This is a genomic window from Streptosporangium sp. NPDC000563, assembly GCF_040299985.1.
In the GTDB taxonomy this organism is placed as follows: Bacteria; Actinomycetota; Actinomycetes; order Streptosporangiales; family Streptosporangiaceae; genus Streptosporangium.
The window spans coordinates 73,141-92,558 of the sequence record NZ_JBEPDA010000027.1; the positions used below are offsets into that span (position 1 = coordinate 73,141).

General features: G+C 70.0%; 17 protein-coding genes and 1 pseudogene. 10 read left to right on the forward strand and 8 right to left on the reverse strand.

Annotated elements, in window-relative coordinates:
* Window positions 1-25: 25 nt before the first annotated feature.
* Window positions 26-352, reverse strand: a complete 327-nt coding sequence (locus tag ABT352_RS35620) for a hypothetical protein (RefSeq protein WP_350949432.1) — start codon at window positions 350-352, stop codon at window positions 26-28.
* A 21-nt stretch (window positions 353-373) separates the two neighbouring features.
* Here ABT352_RS35620 and ABT352_RS35625 point away from each other — a divergent pair, with 21 nt between their 5' ends.
* From ABT352_RS35625 to ABT352_RS35670, 10 genes and pseudogenes are all read left to right on the forward strand, one after another.
* Entirely contained in the window at window positions 374-616 is a 243-nt protein-coding gene (locus tag ABT352_RS35625) for a hypothetical protein (RefSeq protein ID WP_350949433.1), read from the forward strand.
* Between the two features lie 65 nt (window positions 617-681).
* Window positions 682-1,932 carry an ABC transporter substrate-binding protein gene (locus tag ABT352_RS35630; RefSeq protein WP_350949434.1) on the forward strand — a complete coding sequence of 417 codons (1,251 nt, stop codon included), beginning with the start codon at window positions 682-684 and terminating at the stop codon, window positions 1,930-1,932.
* The gene (locus tag ABT352_RS35635; RefSeq protein WP_350949435.1) at window positions 1,929-2,699 is read left to right on the forward strand and encodes an ABC transporter ATP-binding protein; all 771 of its coding nucleotides are present in this window, start codon (window positions 1,929-1,931) and stop codon (window positions 2,697-2,699) included. Before ABT352_RS35630 ends, ABT352_RS35635 begins: the two co-directional genes overlap by 4 nt.
* A complete protein-coding gene (locus tag ABT352_RS35640; RefSeq protein ID WP_350949436.1) occupies window positions 2,696-5,401 on the forward strand; it encodes an ABC transporter permease subunit in 2,706 nt (901 codons plus the stop codon). Before ABT352_RS35635 ends, ABT352_RS35640 begins: the two co-directional genes overlap by 4 nt.
* Window positions 5,398-6,540, forward strand: coding sequence for a serine hydrolase domain-containing protein (locus ABT352_RS35645; RefSeq protein WP_350949437.1), 1,143 nt, complete (start codon window positions 5,398-5,400; stop codon window positions 6,538-6,540). Before ABT352_RS35640 ends, ABT352_RS35645 begins: the two co-directional genes overlap by 4 nt.
* 13 nt (window positions 6,541-6,553) lie before the next feature.
* Window positions 6,554-7,585 (forward strand): aldo/keto reductase, encoded by a 1,032-nt coding sequence (locus ABT352_RS35650; protein WP_350949438.1) that lies wholly within the window; start codon window positions 6,554-6,556, stop codon window positions 7,583-7,585.
* 158 nt (window positions 7,586-7,743) lie between these two features.
* Window positions 7,744-8,022 (forward strand): annotated as a pseudogene (locus ABT352_RS35655) (hypothetical protein); the annotation flags it as partial.
* Window positions 8,023-8,135: 113 nt separating this feature from the next.
* Entirely contained in the window at window positions 8,136-9,470 is a 1,335-nt protein-coding gene (locus ABT352_RS35660; RefSeq protein ID WP_350949440.1) for a glycoside hydrolase family 43 protein, read from the forward strand.
* Between the two features lie 304 nt (window positions 9,471-9,774).
* Window positions 9,775-10,449, forward strand: coding sequence for a response regulator (locus tag ABT352_RS35665; RefSeq protein WP_350949441.1), 675 nt, complete (start codon window positions 9,775-9,777; stop codon window positions 10,447-10,449).
* A gap of 7 nt (window positions 10,450-10,456) precedes the next feature.
* Complete coding sequence (locus ABT352_RS35670; protein ID WP_350949442.1) at window positions 10,457-11,938, forward strand: ATP-binding protein; 1,482 nt, start codon at window positions 10,457-10,459, stop codon at window positions 11,936-11,938.
* 270 nt (window positions 11,939-12,208) lie between these two features.
* On the opposite strand, the gene ABT352_RS35675 is transcribed toward ABT352_RS35670, so the two are convergent.
* The 7 genes from ABT352_RS35675 to ABT352_RS35705 form a co-directional block, all read right to left on the reverse strand.
* Window positions 12,209-12,901, reverse strand: coding sequence for an aspartate/glutamate racemase family protein (locus ABT352_RS35675; RefSeq protein ID WP_350949443.1), 693 nt, complete (start codon window positions 12,899-12,901; stop codon window positions 12,209-12,211).
* A 92-nt stretch (window positions 12,902-12,993) separates the two neighbouring features.
* The gene (locus tag ABT352_RS35680; protein ID WP_350949444.1) at window positions 12,994-14,373 is read right to left on the reverse strand and encodes a UDP-N-acetylmuramoyl-tripeptide--D-alanyl-D-alanine ligase; all 1,380 of its coding nucleotides are present in this window, start codon (window positions 14,371-14,373) and stop codon (window positions 12,994-12,996) included.
* Window positions 14,370-15,326: a D-alanine--D-alanine ligase family protein gene (locus tag ABT352_RS35685; RefSeq protein WP_350949445.1), complete on the reverse strand. Its 957-nt coding sequence runs from the start codon at window positions 15,324-15,326 to the stop codon at window positions 14,370-14,372. Before ABT352_RS35685 ends, ABT352_RS35680 begins: the two co-directional genes overlap by 4 nt.
* Before the next feature lie 247 nt (window positions 15,327-15,573).
* Window positions 15,574-16,632, reverse strand: a complete 1,059-nt coding sequence (vanY-N, locus tag ABT352_RS35690; protein ID WP_350949446.1) for a D,D-peptidase/D,D-carboxypeptidase VanY-N — start codon at window positions 16,630-16,632, stop codon at window positions 15,574-15,576.
* Window positions 16,633-16,644: 12 nt separating this feature from the next.
* Entirely contained in the window at window positions 16,645-16,839 is a 195-nt protein-coding gene (locus ABT352_RS35695) for a ferredoxin (RefSeq protein WP_350949447.1), read from the reverse strand.
* A 38-nt stretch (window positions 16,840-16,877) separates the two neighbouring features.
* Window positions 16,878-18,083, reverse strand: coding sequence for a cytochrome P450 (locus tag ABT352_RS35700; RefSeq protein WP_350949448.1), 1,206 nt, complete (start codon window positions 18,081-18,083; stop codon window positions 16,878-16,880).
* A gap of 161 nt (window positions 18,084-18,244) precedes the next feature.
* On the reverse strand, window positions 18,245-19,210 hold the full coding sequence (locus ABT352_RS35705; protein ID WP_350949449.1) for a ketopantoate reductase family protein: 966 nt from the start codon (window positions 19,208-19,210) through the stop codon (window positions 18,245-18,247).
* Window positions 19,211-19,418: the final 208 nt, after the last annotated feature.

Sequence of the window (19,418 nt, forward strand, 5' to 3'; positions counted from 1 at the left end):
GACCTTGACTCTGACGGTGGCACTCTCAGCGGTCCGGCGGAATGCGGTAGACGGACACGTGAGAACGCGACTCGGCGGTGAATTCGGCTCCGGCCCAGTCGGCGTGCCTGCTCTCCAGTGCGGACCCGGTCAGCTGGGCCATGCGGTCGAGCTCGGCCGGCCAGATATAGCGGTGCGGGCTGCGATACAGCTGGGCCTGCCTGCTCTCGTCGAACCTGAAGTGGTGCGATACGACGTGCTGGCGCAGGACGTCGTAGGTGTCCGAACCGATGTAACCGGTCTCGCTGTGCCAGACCATGGCCTGCTGACCCGGTGGGAGCTTGCGCAGCTCAGGCACCCACAGCTCGATCACGAACCGGCCGCCGGGGGTGAGGTGGCGGGCGGCATTGCGAAAGCACTCGACCTGCTCGGCCTGGGTGAGCAGGTCGGCGATCGTGTTGAAGACGAGGTGGACCAGCGTGAGTTATGCGGTCACGGTGCCCAAGAACCAAGCCTTCTCAACCGGGTGCACACGGCGCGCCGGATGGCGTTATCCGGCACATTGCGCATCCGGGCTCAGGGCACGGGACCTGTTATCGAGACCCTGGGGCGCCGCGGTAATGCCGCCGGTAACTGAGGCTGACGACGCTCCCCCTACCGCGTCGGGGGACCAACGCCATAACGAGCCAATGGGACATCGCCATGACAAACAGGATATATCACCCCGACTGGACCCGACGGCTCACCGCCGTCGCCGCAGTGGCGTCGACACTGGCGCTGACCGCAGCATGCTCGGCCACCCCGGACGACGAGACGCCCGCCACCTCCGCCACCTCCGCCGTCTCGTCGGAATCGGCATCGCTCAAGCTCGTCGGCATCCTGACGGTGTCCGCACCGTCGGTCGGGTTCCCGGACCAGGCGGCGGCGATCGAGGCCGCCGTGTCCGCGGTGAACGACGCCGGTGGCATAGCCGGCCGCAAGGTCGAGTTGACGGTCTGCAACGACCAGGCCGACCCGAATGTGAGCGCGAAGTGCGCCCAGGACGCGGTCGGTCAAGGCGCGATCGCCGTGATCGGCGGCCTGTCGGTCGGTGGCAGCGGCATGGTGCCGGTGCTCGAACAGGCCGGCATCCCGCTGCTCAGCCACCCGATCAACCCGCTCGAATTCACCAGCAAGACCTCCTGGCCGATCCCCGGCGGCACGCCGGTCTCGTTCAGCGGGGCCGCGATCGGACTGGTCAAGACCTACGGCTGCAAGAAGGTCGACGCGATCACGCAGTCGCTGCCGTCCTCGATCGCCTCGGCCGACTTCGCCGACGCCGGGCTGAGATCGCTTGGTATGAAACTGAATGCGAAGATCGCGGTGCCGACCACGAACGCCGACTACGGACCCCCGGTCGCCCAGGTCGTGTCGAACGGCGCGGACTGTGTGGTGCTGGCGCTCCCGCCGGGCGAGGCCGGCAAGGCGATCGCCGCCCTGGGCGCCGGCGCGCCGGGGGTGAAGACCGGGCTCGCCGCGGCCTCCCTCACTCAGGCACTGATCGACCAGATCGGCAAGGCCGCCGAAGACGTGCTGCTGTCCGACTCGTTCCTGCCCGTGAACAGCAACGAAGCCGGCATGGTCGCCTTCCGCGACGCGATGAAGAAGTACAAGCCGGACGCGACGCCGACGTCGGCGGGCGTGGTCGTGTGGTCGGCGGTGGCCGCAGTGAAGGCGGCCGCCGAATCCGTTCAGGGGACGGTCGACGCCGCGTCGGTGCAGGAGGCGCTGGGCAGGCTCAGCTCCGTGGATACGGGAGTCGGGCCGGCCCTCAACCTGACCACGCCGCTGGGCCTCAAGGACTTCGACCGTATTCTCAACACCAACGTCGTCACGTACACGGTCAAGAACGGCACCTACAGCGACGCCGCCGAACCGTTCAGCGTGCTCGACGCCCTCAGGGAGAACGGGTGATCCAGGGCGGGGATCGGGTGACGCCCGATCCCCGGCGGAGCACCGAACCGATCCTCGCCGCAGTCGACCTCGAGGTCGGCTACGGCCACCTCCCCGTGCTGCACGGCCTGTCGGTGGCGGTACGTCCGGGCGAGATCGTCGCACTGCTGGGCGCGAACGGCGCGGGCAAGACCACGACCCTGCTGGCCCTGGCCGGGGTTCTGACACCGATCGGCGGCTCGGTCCTGCTCGACGGCCGGCCCGCGCCCGAGGGACTGCATCGCAGAGCCGACGCCGGCCTGGCGTTGATCTGCGAGGACCGGTCGGTGTTCATGGGCCTGACCTGCCGGGAGAACCTCCGCCTCGGCCGGGGAGGCATCGAGGAGAGCCTGGCGCTGATGCCCGAGCTGGAGCCGCTACTGGATCGCAAGGTGGGGCTGATGTCGGGAGGCGAGCAGCAGATGCTCACCCTGGCGCGCGCGCTGGCCGGCGCACCGAAGGTGCTTCTCGCCGACGAGCTGACGCTCGGCCTCGCCCCGTTGATCGTCGCGCGGCTGCTCACCCGGCTGCGCGCCGCCGCCGACCGCGGCGTCGGCGTGCTCATCGTCGAAGAGCGGGTCAAGCGCGCCCTGCAGGTGGCCGACCGCGTCTGTGTACTGCGACGAGGAGAGATCGTGATCGAAGGGAAGGCGGCCGAGATGGGGTCGCGGCTGGCCGAGATCGAGGCCAGCTACCTTTCCGAGGTGGCCGAAGGCCAGACGAGCGCGAGCGGAGACCACGCCACATGAACGGCGCCATCCAGCTCGCGCTGGTCGGGATGTCCTCGGGTTCGCTGCTGGCGCTGACCGCCCTCGGCATCGTGATCGCGTACCGCGGATCCGGGATCATCAACTTCTCCCACGGCATCGTCGGAACCGTGGCGGCGTTCGCCTACTGGGAACTCAACGCGGGCCAGGGGCTCTCGCCCGTGCTCGCGGTGCCCGGTGCGCTGCTCGCCGCCGCGCTGTGCGGTTACCTGACCTACCGCCTCGCGATCCAGCGCATGGCACGCACCTCGGCGCTGAGCCGCACCATCGTCTCCCTGATCGTGCTCGTCGTCGTGCAGTCCGCACTGACGTTGCGCTACGGCGCGGACGAGCGCCTCGTCCAGTCCATCTTCCCCACCGATCCGGTGTCGCTGTTCGGGATCCACCTGGGCCAGGATCGGATCATCACCTTCCTCATCGCCACCGTGCTCGTCGGCCTGCTCACCGTCGGCTATGGCCGGACCCGGTTCGGGCTGGCCACCTCGGCGCAGGTGGAGAACCCCATCGCGTCGGCGGCCCTGGGCATCTCCCCGGTCAGGATCGCGACCACCAACTGGGTGATCGGCTCGGTGTTCGCCGGCATCGCCGGCGTCCTGCTCGCCCCGATCGTCGGCGTGCAGATCGTCACGCTGACCCACCTGATCGTGCCGGCGCTCGCCGCCGCGCTCATCGGCGGCCTGCGCTCGTTCCCACTGACGTACCTCGGCGCCCTGCTGATCGGGGTGAGCCAGGCCGAGGTGACCCGCTACGTGGCCACGCCCGGCTGGGCGGACGCCGTGCCCTTCCTGCTGATCGTGCTGGTGATGGTGTGGCGAGGCGGGGGCGAACGGATACGCACGGCCATCGTCGAGCGACGGCCGAAGGTCGGCGACGGACATGTCCGTCCTCTCGTCCTCCTCGCGCTCCTCGGAGGCAGCATCGTCCTGCTCACCACAGTGTTCGAGCTGTCGTACATCACGGCGGCGACGATCACCTGTACGTACGGGATCATCCTGCTGTCCAGCGTCGTCATCACCGGATACACCGGGCAGCTGTCGCTCGGCCAGTTCAGCTTCGCCGGCATCGGTGCGGTGATCACCGGCCTGCTGCTGACCAGCACCGGGATGCCGTTCATCCTGGCGGTCGCGCTGAGCCTGGTCGCGACGTTCGTCGTCGGCGCGATGCTCGGCGTGCCGCTGCTGCGTACCCGCGGCGTGAACTTCACGGTGGCCACACTCGGTTCCGCCGTGGCGATCCAGGGGGTACTGCTGCAGAACCCCGCCTACTCCGGCGCCTACACGCCCCTGCCGAACCCGCTGGAGCTGTTCGGCTGGCGAATCGACTCGCTCACCTACCCCGGGCGCTGGGCGATCGTGTGCCTGGTCGCGTTCGTACTCGTCGGCCTCGTGGTCGCCAATGTCCGGCGCGGCCGTGTCGGGCGCCGCATGATCGCGGTCCGTACCAACGAGCGGGCGGCCGAGTCCGTCGGACTGAACCCCTGGCGGGTCAGACTCTACGCGTTCGCCCTCTCCGCGGCGATCGCCGCGCTCGGCGGGATCCTGGTGGTGTTCCGGCAGCCGACCATGGTGTTCGAGCGGGGATTCGCGGCCTTCGACTCGATCCTGGGGTTGTCCTACGTCGTCCTGGGCGGCATCGGTTACATCGCCGGCCCGTTGCTAGGTGTGCTCGGACACCCCGGCGGTTTCATCTCCACGTTGCTCGATTCGGACAGCGCGACGATGCCGCTGTGGATCGCACTCATCGGAGGCGTGCTGTCCATCTGGTACCTGCAGGCACGCCCGGACGGAGCCGCGGAGGGCCTCTCCCGGCACCTGCACCTGCCGCGCCGGCGCCGTCCGGCTCGGCCGAGCGCGGACACCGTCGCGGCAGCACCCGGCCGGGTGCCCGAACGGGTGTTGCGCGGCCATGGGCTAACGGTGGCCTTCGGCGGCGTGGTCGCGGTGAACGACGCCTCGCTGCACGTCGGTCCAGGTGAGATCGTCGGGCTCATCGGGCCGAACGGAGCGGGCAAGACGACGTTGATCGACGCGCTCACCGGCGCGACGAGGCCGAGGTCCGGCACGGTCACGCTCGCTGACAAGCCGATCGGATCGATGCCTATGTACCGCCGGGTCCGCGAGGGGATCGGGCGGTCGTTCCAGAGCCTTGAACTGTTCGACGACATGACGGTGGCCGACAACCTTAAGGCGTCGGTCGACGCGCGGTCCGGCAGCGCCTACCTGACCGACCTGGTCTGGCCGCGCCCGACCGCCTTCACCGCCGGAGCGCTCGCCGCCGTCGAACTGTTCGAGCTCGGTCCGGACCTCGACCGACTGCCGACCGAGCTGCCGTACGGCCGGCGTCGGCTGGTCGGCATCGCCCGTGCGGTGGCCGCCGAACCGTCCGTCCTCTGCCTCGACGAGCCGGCGGCCGGGTTGAGCTCGACAGAGTCGGCCGAACTCGGCACCCTGCTCCGGCGGCTCGCCGACGAACGCGGCATGGGCGTGCTGGTGGTCGAGCACGACATGGAGCTGGTGATGCGGGTGTGCGACCGGCTGATCGTGATGGAGCGCGGGCGGGTCATCGCCGACGGGACGCCGGCCGAGGTACGCCGTGACCCGCGGGTCATCGCGGCCTACCTCGGCGACGAGACCGAGTCGCAGGAGACCGAACCCACGCACGAGAGAGAGGAAGTCGAGCAATGAGGTCCGACGATCGGATCGAGGCCGCGCTCGCCCGCGCCGTCGAGTTGGGCGAGGTCGGTGTGCAGGTCGCCGCCTACCTCGGCGATGAGCTCATCGTCGACGCGTGGACCGGCGTCGCCGACCCGCAGAGCGGCCGGACGGTCGACGGTGACACCTTGTTCCCCGTGTTCTCGGTGAGCAAGGCGCTTGTCGCCACGGCGATCCAGCTGCAGTGCGAACGAGGGCTCGTGGACATGGACCGGCCGATCGCGACGTACTGGCCGGAGTACGGCAGGCGCGGCAAGCAGGACATCACCGTCGGCCACGTGCTCACGCACCGCGCCGGCGTTCCGCACATGCCGCCCGGCCTGGACGCCGACGGACTCGCGGACCAGGACGCGATCACCACCTGGCTCGCGGACGTCGAACCGCTGCACCCGCCGGGGGAACGCTCCATGTACCACTCGATCAGCTTCGGGCACATCCTCGGTGAGGTCATCCGCCGCACCGACCCGAGCCACCGTCCCTACGATCGGTTCCTCCGCGAGGAGCTGTGCCTGCCGATCGGCGCCGACGACGTCTGGGACGTGCTCCCGGCGGAGCACGAACACCGGGTCGCGCGCCTGACCTGGGGGCCGAACCCGCCGAAGCGCGCGCCGATGACCGGGGTGTCGCTGCTGTCGATGCCCCCGGAGATCCGCCCCGACGCCGACCGCTGGAACGATCCCCGTTTCCGATCGTCGTCGATCCCGGCGGCCGGCGCGGTGATGTCGGCCCGCGCCGGTGCGCGGTTCTTCAGCATGCTGGCGAACCGTGGCGAGATCGCCGGTCGCCGGTACATCGCGGCCGACCGCCTGCTCGCCCTGACGTCGCCGCGGCCGAACGCCAACGAGTTCGACGAGATCTACCAGGGACCCACCTGGATCGGCACCGGCGGCTACTGGCTGGGCGGGGAGTCTCCCCCGGCCGACCCGCTACTCGGCCGTTCGACCCAGGTGCTCGCCCACGCCGGGTTGGGCGGATCGATGGGATGGGCCGACCTCGCGACCGGGCTGGCCGTCGTCATCACCCACAACCGGATGTTCCTCGGCACCCCGCCGGGCGCCGAACCGTTCGTCCCGCTGGCCGACGCCGTGCGCGCGGTCGCCGGCCTGGCCTGAAGGAGTGACCGCTATGGAGTACCGGCCGTTCGGGCGGACCGGCGTGCGGGTGAGCGCCCTGGGCCTGGGGTGCTGGATGTTCGGCGACAGGGCCGACGAGGCCGAGTCGGTCCGGATCATCGACAGGGCGCTCGACCTCGGCGTCAACTTCTTCGACACGGCGAACAACTACGGCGGAGCCCCCGGGCGCAGCGAGTCCGTCGTCGGGACCGCCCTGGCGAAGCCGTCCAAGCGCGATCGAGTGGTGATCAACACCAAGGCGTACATGCCGGTCGACACCGAAGATCCCAACGGGCGGGGCGTGAGCCGACGGCACCTGATCCGCCAGTGCGAGGAGAGCCTGCGGCGACTGCGGACCGATCACGTCGACGTTTTCACCCTGCACCGGTTCGACCCCGACGTACCGGTCGACGAGCCGTTGCGCGCCCTGGACGACCTGGTGCGTGCGGGCAAGGTCCGCTACCTGGGGGTGAGCACCTCCGCCGCGTGGGAGGTCGTCGAGTCACTGTGGGTGGCCAAGGAGTTCGGGTTCAACCGGATCGTGGCCGAGACCCCGCCGTACAACATCCTCGACCGGCGGATCGAGCGTGAGCTGCTCCCGATGGCGGCGACGTTCGGGCTCGCGGTGAACCCGTGGGCGCCGCTGGGCGGAGGAGTGCTCACCGGCCAGTACCGGCGCGGCGAGCCGCCGTCCGCGGGCAGCCGGTACGGCGCGGGTGGCGTGCTCGCCGACTTCGCCGGTGACCGATTCAGCGAGGCCGTGTTCGACGTGCTCGACGTGCTGCGGGTGATCGCGGCCCGTCATGACGTGACCATGGCCCAGCTGGCCTTCTCCTGGGTCTTACGGCAGCCCGGTGTGACGAGTGTGCTGTGCGGGCCGGAGCGGCTGGCCGACCTCGATTCGTGCGCGGAGTCCTCTTCGATCGAGTGGACCGCCGAGGATCTGGACGCGATCGACGCGGTGGCCCCGCCTGGGGACAAGGTCGCCGGCTGGTACGAACCGATCGGCGGCCCGCGGTTCCGGCCGCATCCGGGCAGGGTCTGACCGGTACCCGCTCGTCACCGTCGGGCGATCCCCCACCGGTTCGTCACGTGCGGGTGAAGGCGGTGACGGACGGCCGTACCGGCCGATCGCGTTGTTGCAGGTGATCGCGGCGTTGGTCGTACCTGTGGATTGTCATGTCCAGCGTTACCCGGCGTGCCCGCCGTTGTCGAACGGCGGGCACGCCGGAGAAGGCCGACCTGCCGGGCAACCGCAAGAAGAAGGGGTCAGCGGGCGGGCGGCCCGTCGACTTCGATCCCGAGCGCTACCGCCGGCGCAACACCGTCGAACGCTGTTTCCAGAAGATCAAGACCTGGCGCGGATTGGCCACCCGCTATGACAAAACCCCGGAAAGCCACGAGGCCGGACTCCACCTCCGAGGCTCGATCATGTGGCTGAAACTCCTCACCCACATGATCCGAACCTCGAACAGCTCCTAGATCACCTCATTGACGAAGGCCCCTTCGCCGGGCTAAGAATGCGCCAACGCTCGAATCACCGTCTCCGTACGCTCGCCGTGAAATGTTATCGCTAACATCGTGGAGGTACCGGAATGCGTAGGTATCACAGAGCTTTGGCCGCGTTGTTCACCGTCGTCATGGCCGTTGTCCTGACACCGGTGGCGGCCCACGCCGCAGGTCCGGTCCCCCACTACCTGATGACGGCCTTCACCAACAGCAGCGAATCGAACATGTACGTCTACGACTCCCCCAACGCCTCCACCTTCTCCCTCGTGCGGGCCAACGCCTACACGCCACCGTCGGGGCTGATCAGGGATCCCAGCGTGTTGCGGCACACCGACGGCTACTACTACCTCGTCTACACGACGAACTGGACCGGTGACACCATCGGTTTCGCTCGCAGCGCCGACTCCGTGAGCTGGACGTTCCTTCGCAACGTGACCGTCGGGCTGAACGGTGCCACCGGCAGCACCTGGGCGCCGGAGTGGTTCAAGGACTCCGACGGCAGCGTTCACGTGATCTTCTCGGCCTCGACGACCGGCACGGCGGGACAGTTCAGGCCGTATCGGATCACCGCCACCAACACCGACCTGTCATCCTGGAGCGCCCCGGCGGCGTTGGGCATCCCGGCGAACTACATCGACAGCTTCGTGGTCAAGGTCGGCTCCACGTACCACAACTTCCTCAAGAACGAGACGACGAAGTACATCGAGCACGCCACCGCCACCTCGCTCACCGGCCCCTGGCAGTTCACCGGCGTCGGGAACTGGGCGGGCTGGGGCTCGGGGCTGGAGGGGCCCGCGCTGACCCGGCTGCCCGACGGCAGGTGGCGGATCTATTTCGACAACTACACGGGCGGCCGCTACTACTACGCCGACAGCTCCGACCTGTCCGCCTTCTCCGCCAAGGTCGAACTGCCCGGCCTGTCCGGCGTCGCCAGGCACTTCACCGTGCTGCGCGAGGACGCCGGTGACACGACCGCGGTGCCGACGGGTAACCGCTCGCTGCGCTCGGCCAACTTCCCCGACCGCTATCTGCGCCACCGCGACAATCTTGCCCGTATCGATCCGCTGAGCGCCTCCAGCACGCTCGCCGACCGCCGGGACGCCACGTTCACCGTGACCGCCGGGCTGGCCAACAACGGCTGCTACTCCTTCCAGGCGGTGAATCTGCCGGGTTACTACCTGCGGCACTACAACATGCGGCTCACCCTGCAGCGTGACGACGGCACGGCGATCTTCAAGGGTGACGCCACGTTCTGCGGCAGGGCGGGGCTGGCCGGAGGCGGTACGACCTCGTTCGAGTCGTACAACCTGCCGGGCCGCTATCTGCGCCACTACAACTACGAGATGCGACTGGACCTGAAAGCGTCCACCTCGGTCTTCGCCTCCGACGCCTCCTTCACGGTGACCTCCCCCCTGGCCTGACAAATGTCCCCTCGCCCAGGCGCCGCTCGCCGGCGCCTGGGCGGTCGACGTAGCCGGGCCGTGCCGGTCACAGCCGGTCACAGGGCCGAAGTGAGATCGTACGTGGCTCGTTCGTGACGAACTACGATTGGCGCCGAACGCGCCTCACCTGCCGCATATCACCGCTTGTTCGGCGGCGGCGACCGTCGGCAAGACCGTGACACGACCATGACATGGCGAAGACGAGGCGGAGACACGGCCGGCCGACACTGGACAGGGCCGACCGGTGGACGAGTTACGGGGGCGTGCGGTGAGACTCGGCGGCGTGTCGCGAGTGCTGTTGATCGAGGACGACCCGGCCGTACGGGAGGGTCTTGAGCTGGCCCTGACCCGGCACGGATACCGGGTACGCGCGGCGGAGTCCGGCGAGCAGGGGCTGGAGCGGCTGCGTACGGATCTTCCCGACGTCGTCGTGCTCGATCTGATGTTGCCCGGCATGGACGGGTTCGAGGTCTGCCGCCGTATCCGGGCCGCCGGTCAGACACCGATCATCATGCTGACCGCGCGCGGCGACGACATGGACGTGGTGGCCGGGTTGGAGGCGGGCGCCGACGACTACGTGGTCAAGCCGGTGCAGCCCAGGGTGCTTGAGGCACGCATCGGCGCCGTGCTGCGGCGGGTCGGCCGGGACCAGGCGGAGCTGGAGCGGCACGGGGAGCTGACCATCGACCGGGCCGGGATCGTGGTCGCCAAACGCGGCGTGCCGGTGGACCTCGCCCCGACCGAACTGCGCCTGCTGCTCGAACTCTCCGGCACTCCCGGCCGGGTGCACAGCCGCCAGCAACTGCTGGAGTCGGTGTGGGAGCACGGGTACTTCGGCGACTCGCGCCTGGTGGACGCGTGCGTGCAGCGGCTGCGCGCGAAGATCGAGGACGACTCGGCGACCCCCGTCTACGTGCAGACGGTACGTGGGTTCGGGTACCGGTTCGGGCCGGTGTGAGCCGCCGGTGACACCTCGGCCGAGCCTGGGGCTGCGCGCCCGGCTGTTGTTCTCCTTCGCGCTGCTGTGCGTGGTCACCACGTCGGCGGTGGCCGGCGGGATCTACGTCCAGGCACGCAACTCCATCCTGAAGAGGACCCAGGATGCCGCGGTAAAGGCGATGACCGGCCGCCTGCAGGCGCTCTACCCGTTGCGGAGCGCGACGCCCGGCCCGGACGAGCTCGGCGAGATCGCCGAGGCCGCGACCGACGGCGACGGCTTCGCGGTCGCGGTCTACCGCGAGGCGCACTCACCGCTCCCGCCGTCCTCGCCGCCGCTGGGAGGCGACAGGCCGGGCGAGGAGTCCCCGGCCCTGGATTTCGGGATGGCCTCACCGGAGTTGCGACGGGTGGTGGCCGGTGGCCGCACCGCGTGGCAAAGGGTGGTGCGGCAGGGCGAGCCCACTCTCATCATCGGCATGCCGTTGCTGATCATCGAGGAGGACCGGACGACGCGGGTGTCCGGTATCGAGGTATACATCGCGCGCAGCCTGCTTCCCGAACAGCGCAGCATCGACGAGCTCGCCGCCGTCGCCTGGCTGATCGGCGGGGCGGCCCTCGCGTTCGCGGTCGTCCTGGCGTCACTCGCCGCCCGTGGCGTTCTGGGCCCGGTGCGCGAGCTCGGCAGGGCGGCGCGCCTGCTGGGCGAGGGCGAGATGCGGACCAGGATCGCGGTGCGCGGCTCCGACGAGCTGGCCGACGTGGCGCGCACGTTCAACAACACCGCCGCGGAGCTGGAACGGCTCGTCGGGCAGCTGCGCGAGATGGAGGCCGACGCCCGCAGGTTCGTGGCCGACGTGTCCCATGAGCTGCGCACCCCGCTCGCCGCGCTCACCGCGGTCGCCGACGTCCTGGAGGAGGAGGCGGCCCGGCTGCCCGAACCCGCCGACAGGGCCGCCAGGCTGGTCGGCCAGGAGACGCTCAACCTCACCGCTCTGGTGAACGACCTCATCGAGATCAGCAGGTTCGACTCCGGCGTCGCGGCCCTCGCGCCGAACGAGGTCGACGTGGCCGAACTGGTGGACGCGACCTTGCGTGTGCGGGGCTGGTCGGAGCGGGTGCGCACCGAGGTTCCCCCCGGGGTGACGGCGCGGCTGGACCCGCGCCGGGTGGACGTCATCCTCGCGAACCTGGTCGGCAACGCCCTGCGGCACGGCGAGCCACCGGTGTCGGTACGGCTTCACGCCGACCCGCACCGGATCGTTCTTGAGGTCCGCGACCACGGGCCGGGGGTGGACGAGGCGGTGCTGCCGCACGTGTTCGACCGGTTCTACAAGGCCAGCGCGGCCAGAGCCAGGTCCGAGGGCAGCGGCCTGGGCCTGGCCATCGCCCGAGAGAACGCCCGCCTGCACCGAGGCGACCTCACCGTCACCAACGCCCCGAGCGGCGGTGCCGTGTTCACGCTGCGCCTCCCGCGCCGGGCAGCCGATCCGGACGGAGGCCCCGAATGAGGACAGGACTCGCCCGTCGCATGCTCGCCGTGGGCCTCGTATCGCTCGTCGCCGTATCCGGCTGCGGCGTGCGACCCAGCGACGTCATCCCGGCCGGCGACCCGCCGAGCGGACGCGTCGCACCGACCACGACGATCACCTTCGCTCCCCGGAACCCTCCGGGGTGACGGCGGAAAAGCTGTCCTCGGCGTCGAACGTGTCCGCGCCGACCTGCGGCACCGGGGGTCGTACGGCGTCAACGCGCTGTGCGGGGACGCGACCGAGGGTGCGTCACTCGGCGAGCGCGAAGCCGGCCGCCGCCTCCGCGTGCAGCCGAGCGCTCGGCAGCAGCGGGACGGCGGTGTCCTTCTCGGTGATCAGGAGTTCGATCTCCGTGCAGCCGAGGACGACGCCTTCGACTCCCTCCGCCGCGAGATCGGCGATGACCCGGGCGTACTCGTCCCTGGAGGATTCCCTGAGCACCCCGCGCACCAGCTCCTCGAAGATCACACGGTGGACGAGCTCCCGCTGCTCGCGTCGCGGGACGACCACGTCGAGGCCGTGGGCGGCCAGCCGCTCCCGGTAGAAGGGCTGCTCCATGGTGAAGCGAGTGCCCAGCAGACCGACCTTGCGCATCCCCCTCGCCCGAACCTCCGCGCCCACGGCGTCGGCGATGTGCAGCACGGGCACGCTCGCGGCCCGCGCCACGTCGTCGCTCACCCGGCTGAAGGTGTTGCTGCAGACGAGCAGGACCTCGGCGCCGAGATCCTCCAGTTTCCCGCCGGCATCGGCGAGCAGCGTGCTCACCTCGTCCCAGCGGTCGGCGAAGACGAGGTCCTCGACGGTCGTGTAGTCGACCGACCAGATGAGGCTGTTGGCGGAATGGCTGCCGCCGAGCCGCTCGCGGACCCGCTGGTTGATGATCTGGTAGTAGATCACCGTCGATTCCCAGCTCAACCCGCCGATGAGACCGATCGTACGCATGGCACTCCGTTTCGATGACTGGTGCCGCCACCGGCCAGGCGGTGCGTCGGCGTGGACTTGGTCCGCTCGTCTCCTCGGCGACGCGCCGGCGGTCAGGCTCCGGCCAGCGCACGGGCGCAGGCACCGAGCCCGATCTCGCTGGAGGCCTTGACGAACACCACGTCTCCCGGTTCGAGAAGCGCGCCGGCCAGTCCGAGTGCCTCGGCCACGTCCTGGGCGGTGTGGACGGCCACGCCCTGTTTCGAGGACTCCGCCGCCTCCGCGATCGCGAGCGGATCCCCCGGTCCGACCGCGATCAGCACGTCGAAGCGGAGGTCGGCGACGAGCCGGCCGATCTCCGCGTGCCGGGTACGGGAGGCGCCGGCCTGCTGCCCCATCGCGCCGAGCACGGCGACGGTACGACGGGTACCGGCCAGGGCCTTCACCGCCCGCAGCCCGGCCCGCATGGATTCGGGGCTGGCGTTGTAGGCGTCGTCGACGACGGTGACGCCGTCGGGTCGTTCGACGATCTCCAACCGGCCCGCGGAGCGCCGCCGTGCGGCGTTCAGCCCGTCGGCGATCTCGGCGACGCCCAGGCCGAGTACGGTGGCGACGGCGGCGGCCGCCAGGGCGTTGCCCACCTGGTGCTCGCCGATGAGGCCGAGCTCGACCGGGGCGCGTCCTGAGGGCGTGACCAGCTCGAACGCGGTTCGCGCACGGTCGGCCATCCGCACGTTCTCGGCTCGCACCCGCGCCTGCGCCGACCCGCCGTACAGCAGGACCTGGGCCCTGGTACGGCCGGCCATGCCCATGACGTACGGGTCGTCGGCGTTGAGCAGGGCGAACCCGTCCGCCGGGAGTGCCTCGACCAGTTCGCCCTTGGCCTCGGCCACGTCGGCCGACCCGGCTCCCATGCGCTCCACATGCGCGCTGCCGACATTGAGCACCAGCCCGACGCGGGGCGGTGCGATCCCGGTGAGATACCTCAGGTCGCCCTTGCGGCCCGCCCCCATCTCCAGCACCAGGTATCGGGTGGCGGCATCGGCACGCAGCACGGTGAGCGGCAGCCCGAGCTCGTTGTTGAACGACCTGTCGGTGGCCACCGTCGCGGCGTGCCGTTCGAGCACCTGGGCCAGCAGGTCCTTGGTCGTGGTCTTGCCCACGGAGCCGGTGATACCGATCACGGTCGGGCTGATGCGTTCGAGCAGGTGCCTGGCCAGCAGGCCGATCGCGAGCTGGACGTCCTCGACCACGAGGGCGGGCACGCCGACCGGTCTTGAGGCCAGCACGGCGACGGCGCCGGCCGCGACGGCACCGGCCGCGTGGTCGTGGCCGTCGACGCGGGCGCCGGCCGTCGCGACGAACAGGCCGCCGGGCACCACCTCGCGGGAGTCGACCGCGGAGGGCGCCGTCACCGGCGCCTGCGGGTCGCGCACGTCATGCAGGCTCGCGCCGACGACCCGGGCGATCTCGTTCAGCGTCATGGGGATCATGAGCCGCTCCTGGCGAACGCGAGGTCGATGAGGCGGCGCAGCAGATCCGGGTACGGGACACCGCTCGCGGCCCACGCCCTGGAGTAGACGGAACGTGAGGTGAAGCCGGGCATGGTGTTGATCTCCAGCACGTACAGGCGTCCGGTGTCCTCCTCGTAGAGGAAGTCGACACGGGACAGGCCGTAGCCGCCGATCGCCCGGAAGGCGCGCAGGGCCAGTTCCCGCACGTCCTCGACCACCCGGTCCGGCAGCACGGCGGTAATGGCGGCGATCTCTGCCCGGCTGAGGTATTTGGCTTCGTAGTCGAGCCAGTCGCCGGGCACGATGAGCTCGCCGGGCACCGAGGCATCCGGGGTGTCGTAGCCGCCGAGCACGCCGCAGACGACCTCGCGCGCGTTCACGCCCTGCTCGACGACGACCACCCGACCGTAGGCGAGCGCCAGATCCACGCCCGCGCGCAGTTCCTCCATGGAGGTGACACGTGAGATGCCGATGGAGGAGCCCATGCCGGCCGGTTTGACGTACATCGGCCAGTCGAGCGGCTTCACCAGCTCCCAGTGGTCGGTGGCGGTGACCCATTCGTGCTCGGTGAACCACACATGCGGCGTGATCGGAATGTCCTCTGCCAGGAACGCGCGCCGCATCGCGACCTTGTTCATGGCCACGGCGGAGGCCATGACACCGCAGCCCACGTACGGGATGCCCAACGTCTCCAGGTGACCCTGCACGACGCCGTCCTCGCCGAACGGCCCGTGCAGCGCGGGGAAGACCACGTCCACCAGACCGCGTCGCAACTCCACCGGCCACCTGCCCCTCCGGTCGATGATGACCGCGACGGGCTCGTACAGATCCCTCGGCAGAGCGTTGAGCACGGCCTGCGCCGACTGCAGCGACACCTCGTGCTCGGCGGACGGCCCACCGGCCAGCACGGCCACGCGTACGCGTTCGGTCACGATCGATCAGCCTTCCTCGACGGCACGGAGAGAGCCGGCTCCCCCCCTGGAGAGCGGGCCCCATCCACTGTCGACCGACTGTGTCCCCGCCTCGTCAGCGCCGTGTCATGGTCGTGTCACGGCCGGCGGCCTTGGGTTCCGATGCGGGACGAGCCGGCCGTCCCCCGCCGACCACCGGGGGTCGTGCTCGCCGGACCGACCGGTTCGACTTCCCCCAGTCGCCCTCCACGCGCTGACCAGGACCGGACTACAGCCGGTCCGTGCGCTCGCCGGCGTAACCCACGCCGGGGTGGGGCAGTCGCCGTGGCGGCCTGCCGCCGCTGTCCGGGCGGTGCTCGAAGTGCCACCACTCGTTGTCGTAGATGCGGTAAAGGTGGTAGCGGGCGCCGTGTTCCTCCAGCCAGCGCGCGCCCTCGTGGGGGCGCACGTCCAACGCGACGCCCCTGACGTGGCCGGACTCCGCCGGTGGCAGCACGAGCATGCGCGCCAGCGCCGGGGAGCCCGCGCGGCGCACCTCCTCGTCGAACATCCGTTGCTGCACATGGGGATCGCGGTATCCCGAGGTGAGGCCGATGAGCCGGCCGTGACGCCAGAGCGCCCGGGTGCGCGCCGCGGTGAACGCCGCCAGGGCACCTTCGGTGAGCCCGGTGAGGTCCTCGGCGGGGAATCGCATCCGCAACGCCCAGCGGCAGGCGAGTTCGCGGGCGCGGCCGGGAGCGCGGACGAACGCCGCGGGCAGCAGGAGCACGGCGAGCACCAGCGTGACCACGGCGTACAGCCGGTCACGGGGCCGAGGCGGAATCATGCGTGGCTCGTTCATGACGCACCACGATCGGCGCCGAATGTGCCCGCGTTGCCCGCCGCACGTCACCGTTCGTCGACGACGGCGACCGTCGGCGCGACCGTCCGCAGGGCCGTGACACGACCATGACGCGGCGAGGACGAGGCGGGCACACGGCCGGTCGACAGTGGACGCGACGTTCCGTCCGCCGATCGGAACGTCGCGTCGAAGGTGACCAGGAAAAGGAGAGGGTTGTGGCTGACAACGGAGCATGGGACCGGCGTTCGCTGTTGCGGGGCGCCGCCGTGGTGGCCGGTGCCGCCGCGACCGCGCCGCTGCTGGGCTCGGCGGCCACGGCGCACGCGGGCGGCGGTGACGGGTATCGGCCTGCCGCTGCTCTCCGAGAACGTCCGCCGCCTGCTCCTGGCTCACCTGCTCTCGCGCGGCCACTGCCCTGTTCGAGCGGAGACGCGCCGTTCGGCGTCCCACACCGATCAGCGTGATCCTTTCAGGCTGTACGGCCATCCACGGATTGCCTCACTCCTCCAGGGAGAGTGCCTGGCCAGGGCACAGGTGCACCGCTTCGCGGGCCTTCTCGACCAGCTCGCCCTCCGGTGTCTCGTTCAGCACGATGACTGTGGCGTCGTCCTCGCTCTGGTCGAACAGCGCGGGCTCAGTGAGCACGCACTGTCCGGCACCGACGCACCTGTCGGTGTCCGCGATGATTTTCATGGCCCTCTCCTCCTGAGATGGGGATGGCGGTTCGTCCGCTACCAGGTCACCGGGAGCCGGTACAGGCCATAGATGTTCGCGTCGTCCTTGAACGGCAGCTCGTCGACATCCATCGCCGGCTCCAGCGTGGGCACGCGACGGAACAGCGTGTCGAACACGATCTGCAGCTCCATCCGAGCCAGGTTCTGGCCCAGACACTGGTGCGGCCCGAACCCGAACGCGACGTGGTGGCGCGCGCCGCGCTCGATGTCGAGCTTGTCCGGGTTCTCGAACGCCCGCGGGTCTCGGTTGGCCGAATACCCGAGCGCCAGCAGTCCTTCGCCGGCGCGGATCAGCTGCCCGCCGACCTCGACGTCCTCGACGCACAGCCGGGCCGTCGCCACGTCGATGATCGTGAAGTAGCGCAGCATCTCCTCGACCGCGTTGAGCGTTCTGCCCGGGTCGGCCTTGATCATCGCGAGCTGCTCCGGGTCGCGCAGGAACGCCACGGTCGACAGCGAGATCATGTTCGCCGTCGTCTCGTGGCCGGCCACGAGCAGCAGCAAGCCCATGCGGGCCAGTGCCGTCCGCCGGTAGGTGCCGTCCGTGCGCAGCTTGACGATCTGCCGCCCGAGCAGGTCGTCCGGCGGGTTCTCCTCCTTCCGCGCGATGAGGTCGGTCATGTAGCCCTGGATGGCCATCATGGCCGCCCCCCGCTCCTCGGGCGGCGTCGACTGCTTGATCACCTTCACCGTGTGCTCCTGGAAGAACTCATGGTCGGCGTAGGGCACGCCCAGCATCTCGCAGATCACCAGTGACGGGACCGGCAGCGACAGCGATTCCACCAGGTCACCGGGCCGCGGCCCGGCCAGCAGCGCGTCGATCTGCCCGTCGACGATCTCCTGGATCCGCGGCCGCAGCGCCTCCAACCGGCGCACCGTGAACTCGCCGAGTACGGCCTTGCGCGCCGGCCCGTGCTCGGGCGCGTCCATCGAGATCAGGAAGCGCTCCTCGTCCGGCCGCCGGAACGCCGCCTCGCCCTTGACCAGTGACGGGAAATCCGGATGCTCCCGGTCGGCGCTGAACCGCCGGTCGTTCAACACGGTTCGCACGTCCTCGTGGCGGCTGACCACCCAGGCCCACCCGCCGTCGGGCAGACGAACCCGCGAGACCGGCTCTCCTTCGCGGATCTCCTCGTACGCCGGCGGCGGCGCGAACGGGCACGTACGGGCCATGGGGAACTCGTGCTTCTCTGCGGTGGTCATGACTTTTCCTTCCACGACGTCACGGACAGGCGATAGAGGCTGGACAACGAAAAGCCGCATGTGAACGGCGGTTGGTCGACCGGTGCGACCGGGTTCGGCCCTGGGATGCGACGGACCAAGGAGCCGCAATGGACCACCGGGACCGACAAATATCGGCGGATTCAGACTTGACCCGTCCCCTCGCGGGCGAAGTGCGGTTCCGCCGCTTCCAGTCGCGGTACCGAGATGCCCAACCGTCGTGCTTCGGCCAGGGTGTCCCGGCAGACCTCACGCGGCTCCTCGGCGTCGGGATCGGAGTGCGCCGCGAAACTCACGCGCGCGAGCGCGACATGAGCGGTCAGCCAGGCGAGCACGGGGGCCGTCAGCCAGGTGGGCACACGGAACAGCAGCACACCGCCCCGGTGACGTCGCAGGTCGACACCGCGCGCCCGCAGGAGCGGCAGAAGCTCCCGGCCGGCCAGCAGCCCTTCGCGCAGGTCGCCTCTTGCCCCGGCCAGCTTGGACAGGGAACCCAGCCGCAGGCCCTGTGAGAGCAGACCGGCACCCGACGCGAAATGGACCCACAGCCAGCCGCGGAAGTCAGGCCGCTCCTTGAGCCGGAGTCCGGCCTCGCGAAACGCCTGGCGTACGGCCCGCTCCCGGTCGGTCGGGGGCCGGCCGAGGGTGCCGAAGACCACCGACGGCAGCAGCGTCCCACGGAGCACGCCGTCTTCGCCGAAACCCCCACCAGCCTGAGGAAAGCCCCAGGCGACCTGATCGCAGGGGAGGTCGCCGATCGCGGCCGGCGGTTCGGTCCAGATGTTGCCGAAGACCAGCACCGTGGCCCGGCCGACGCGCGAGGCTAGGAAGGCCGCCGCCTCGGCGAGGCGGTGGTGCGACACGCTGAGCACGATCAGGTCGAAGTCGTGGTCGGGCTCCAGCGTCTCGCGCAGGCGCACCGGCCACCTCTCGACGACGCGCTCCCCCCACGGCCGCCGTCGTGCGTCGAGCAGGTCGAGGTCTATCGCTTCGCCGTACGTCGCCGCGCGTCCGGGCCGGACGTAGAACTCGACGTCGTGACCGGCCCTCTCCAGGGCCCAGCCGTAGATGGTGGCGATCACGCCTCGGCCGAACATCAGGATCTTCACGCCGCACCTCATGGGATACAATCGAATTGGAGGTCATCTCCACTTCTTTGAAGATATGGAGACAGTCTCCACTTGTCAACGCGAGGTAGCACATGACCGCCGACAAACCACTACGCGCCGACGCCCGGCGCAACCGCGAGGCCCTGATCGCCAAAGCCCGGGAGATCTTCGACACCGGCGACTTCTTCGACCTGCGCTTCGACGACTT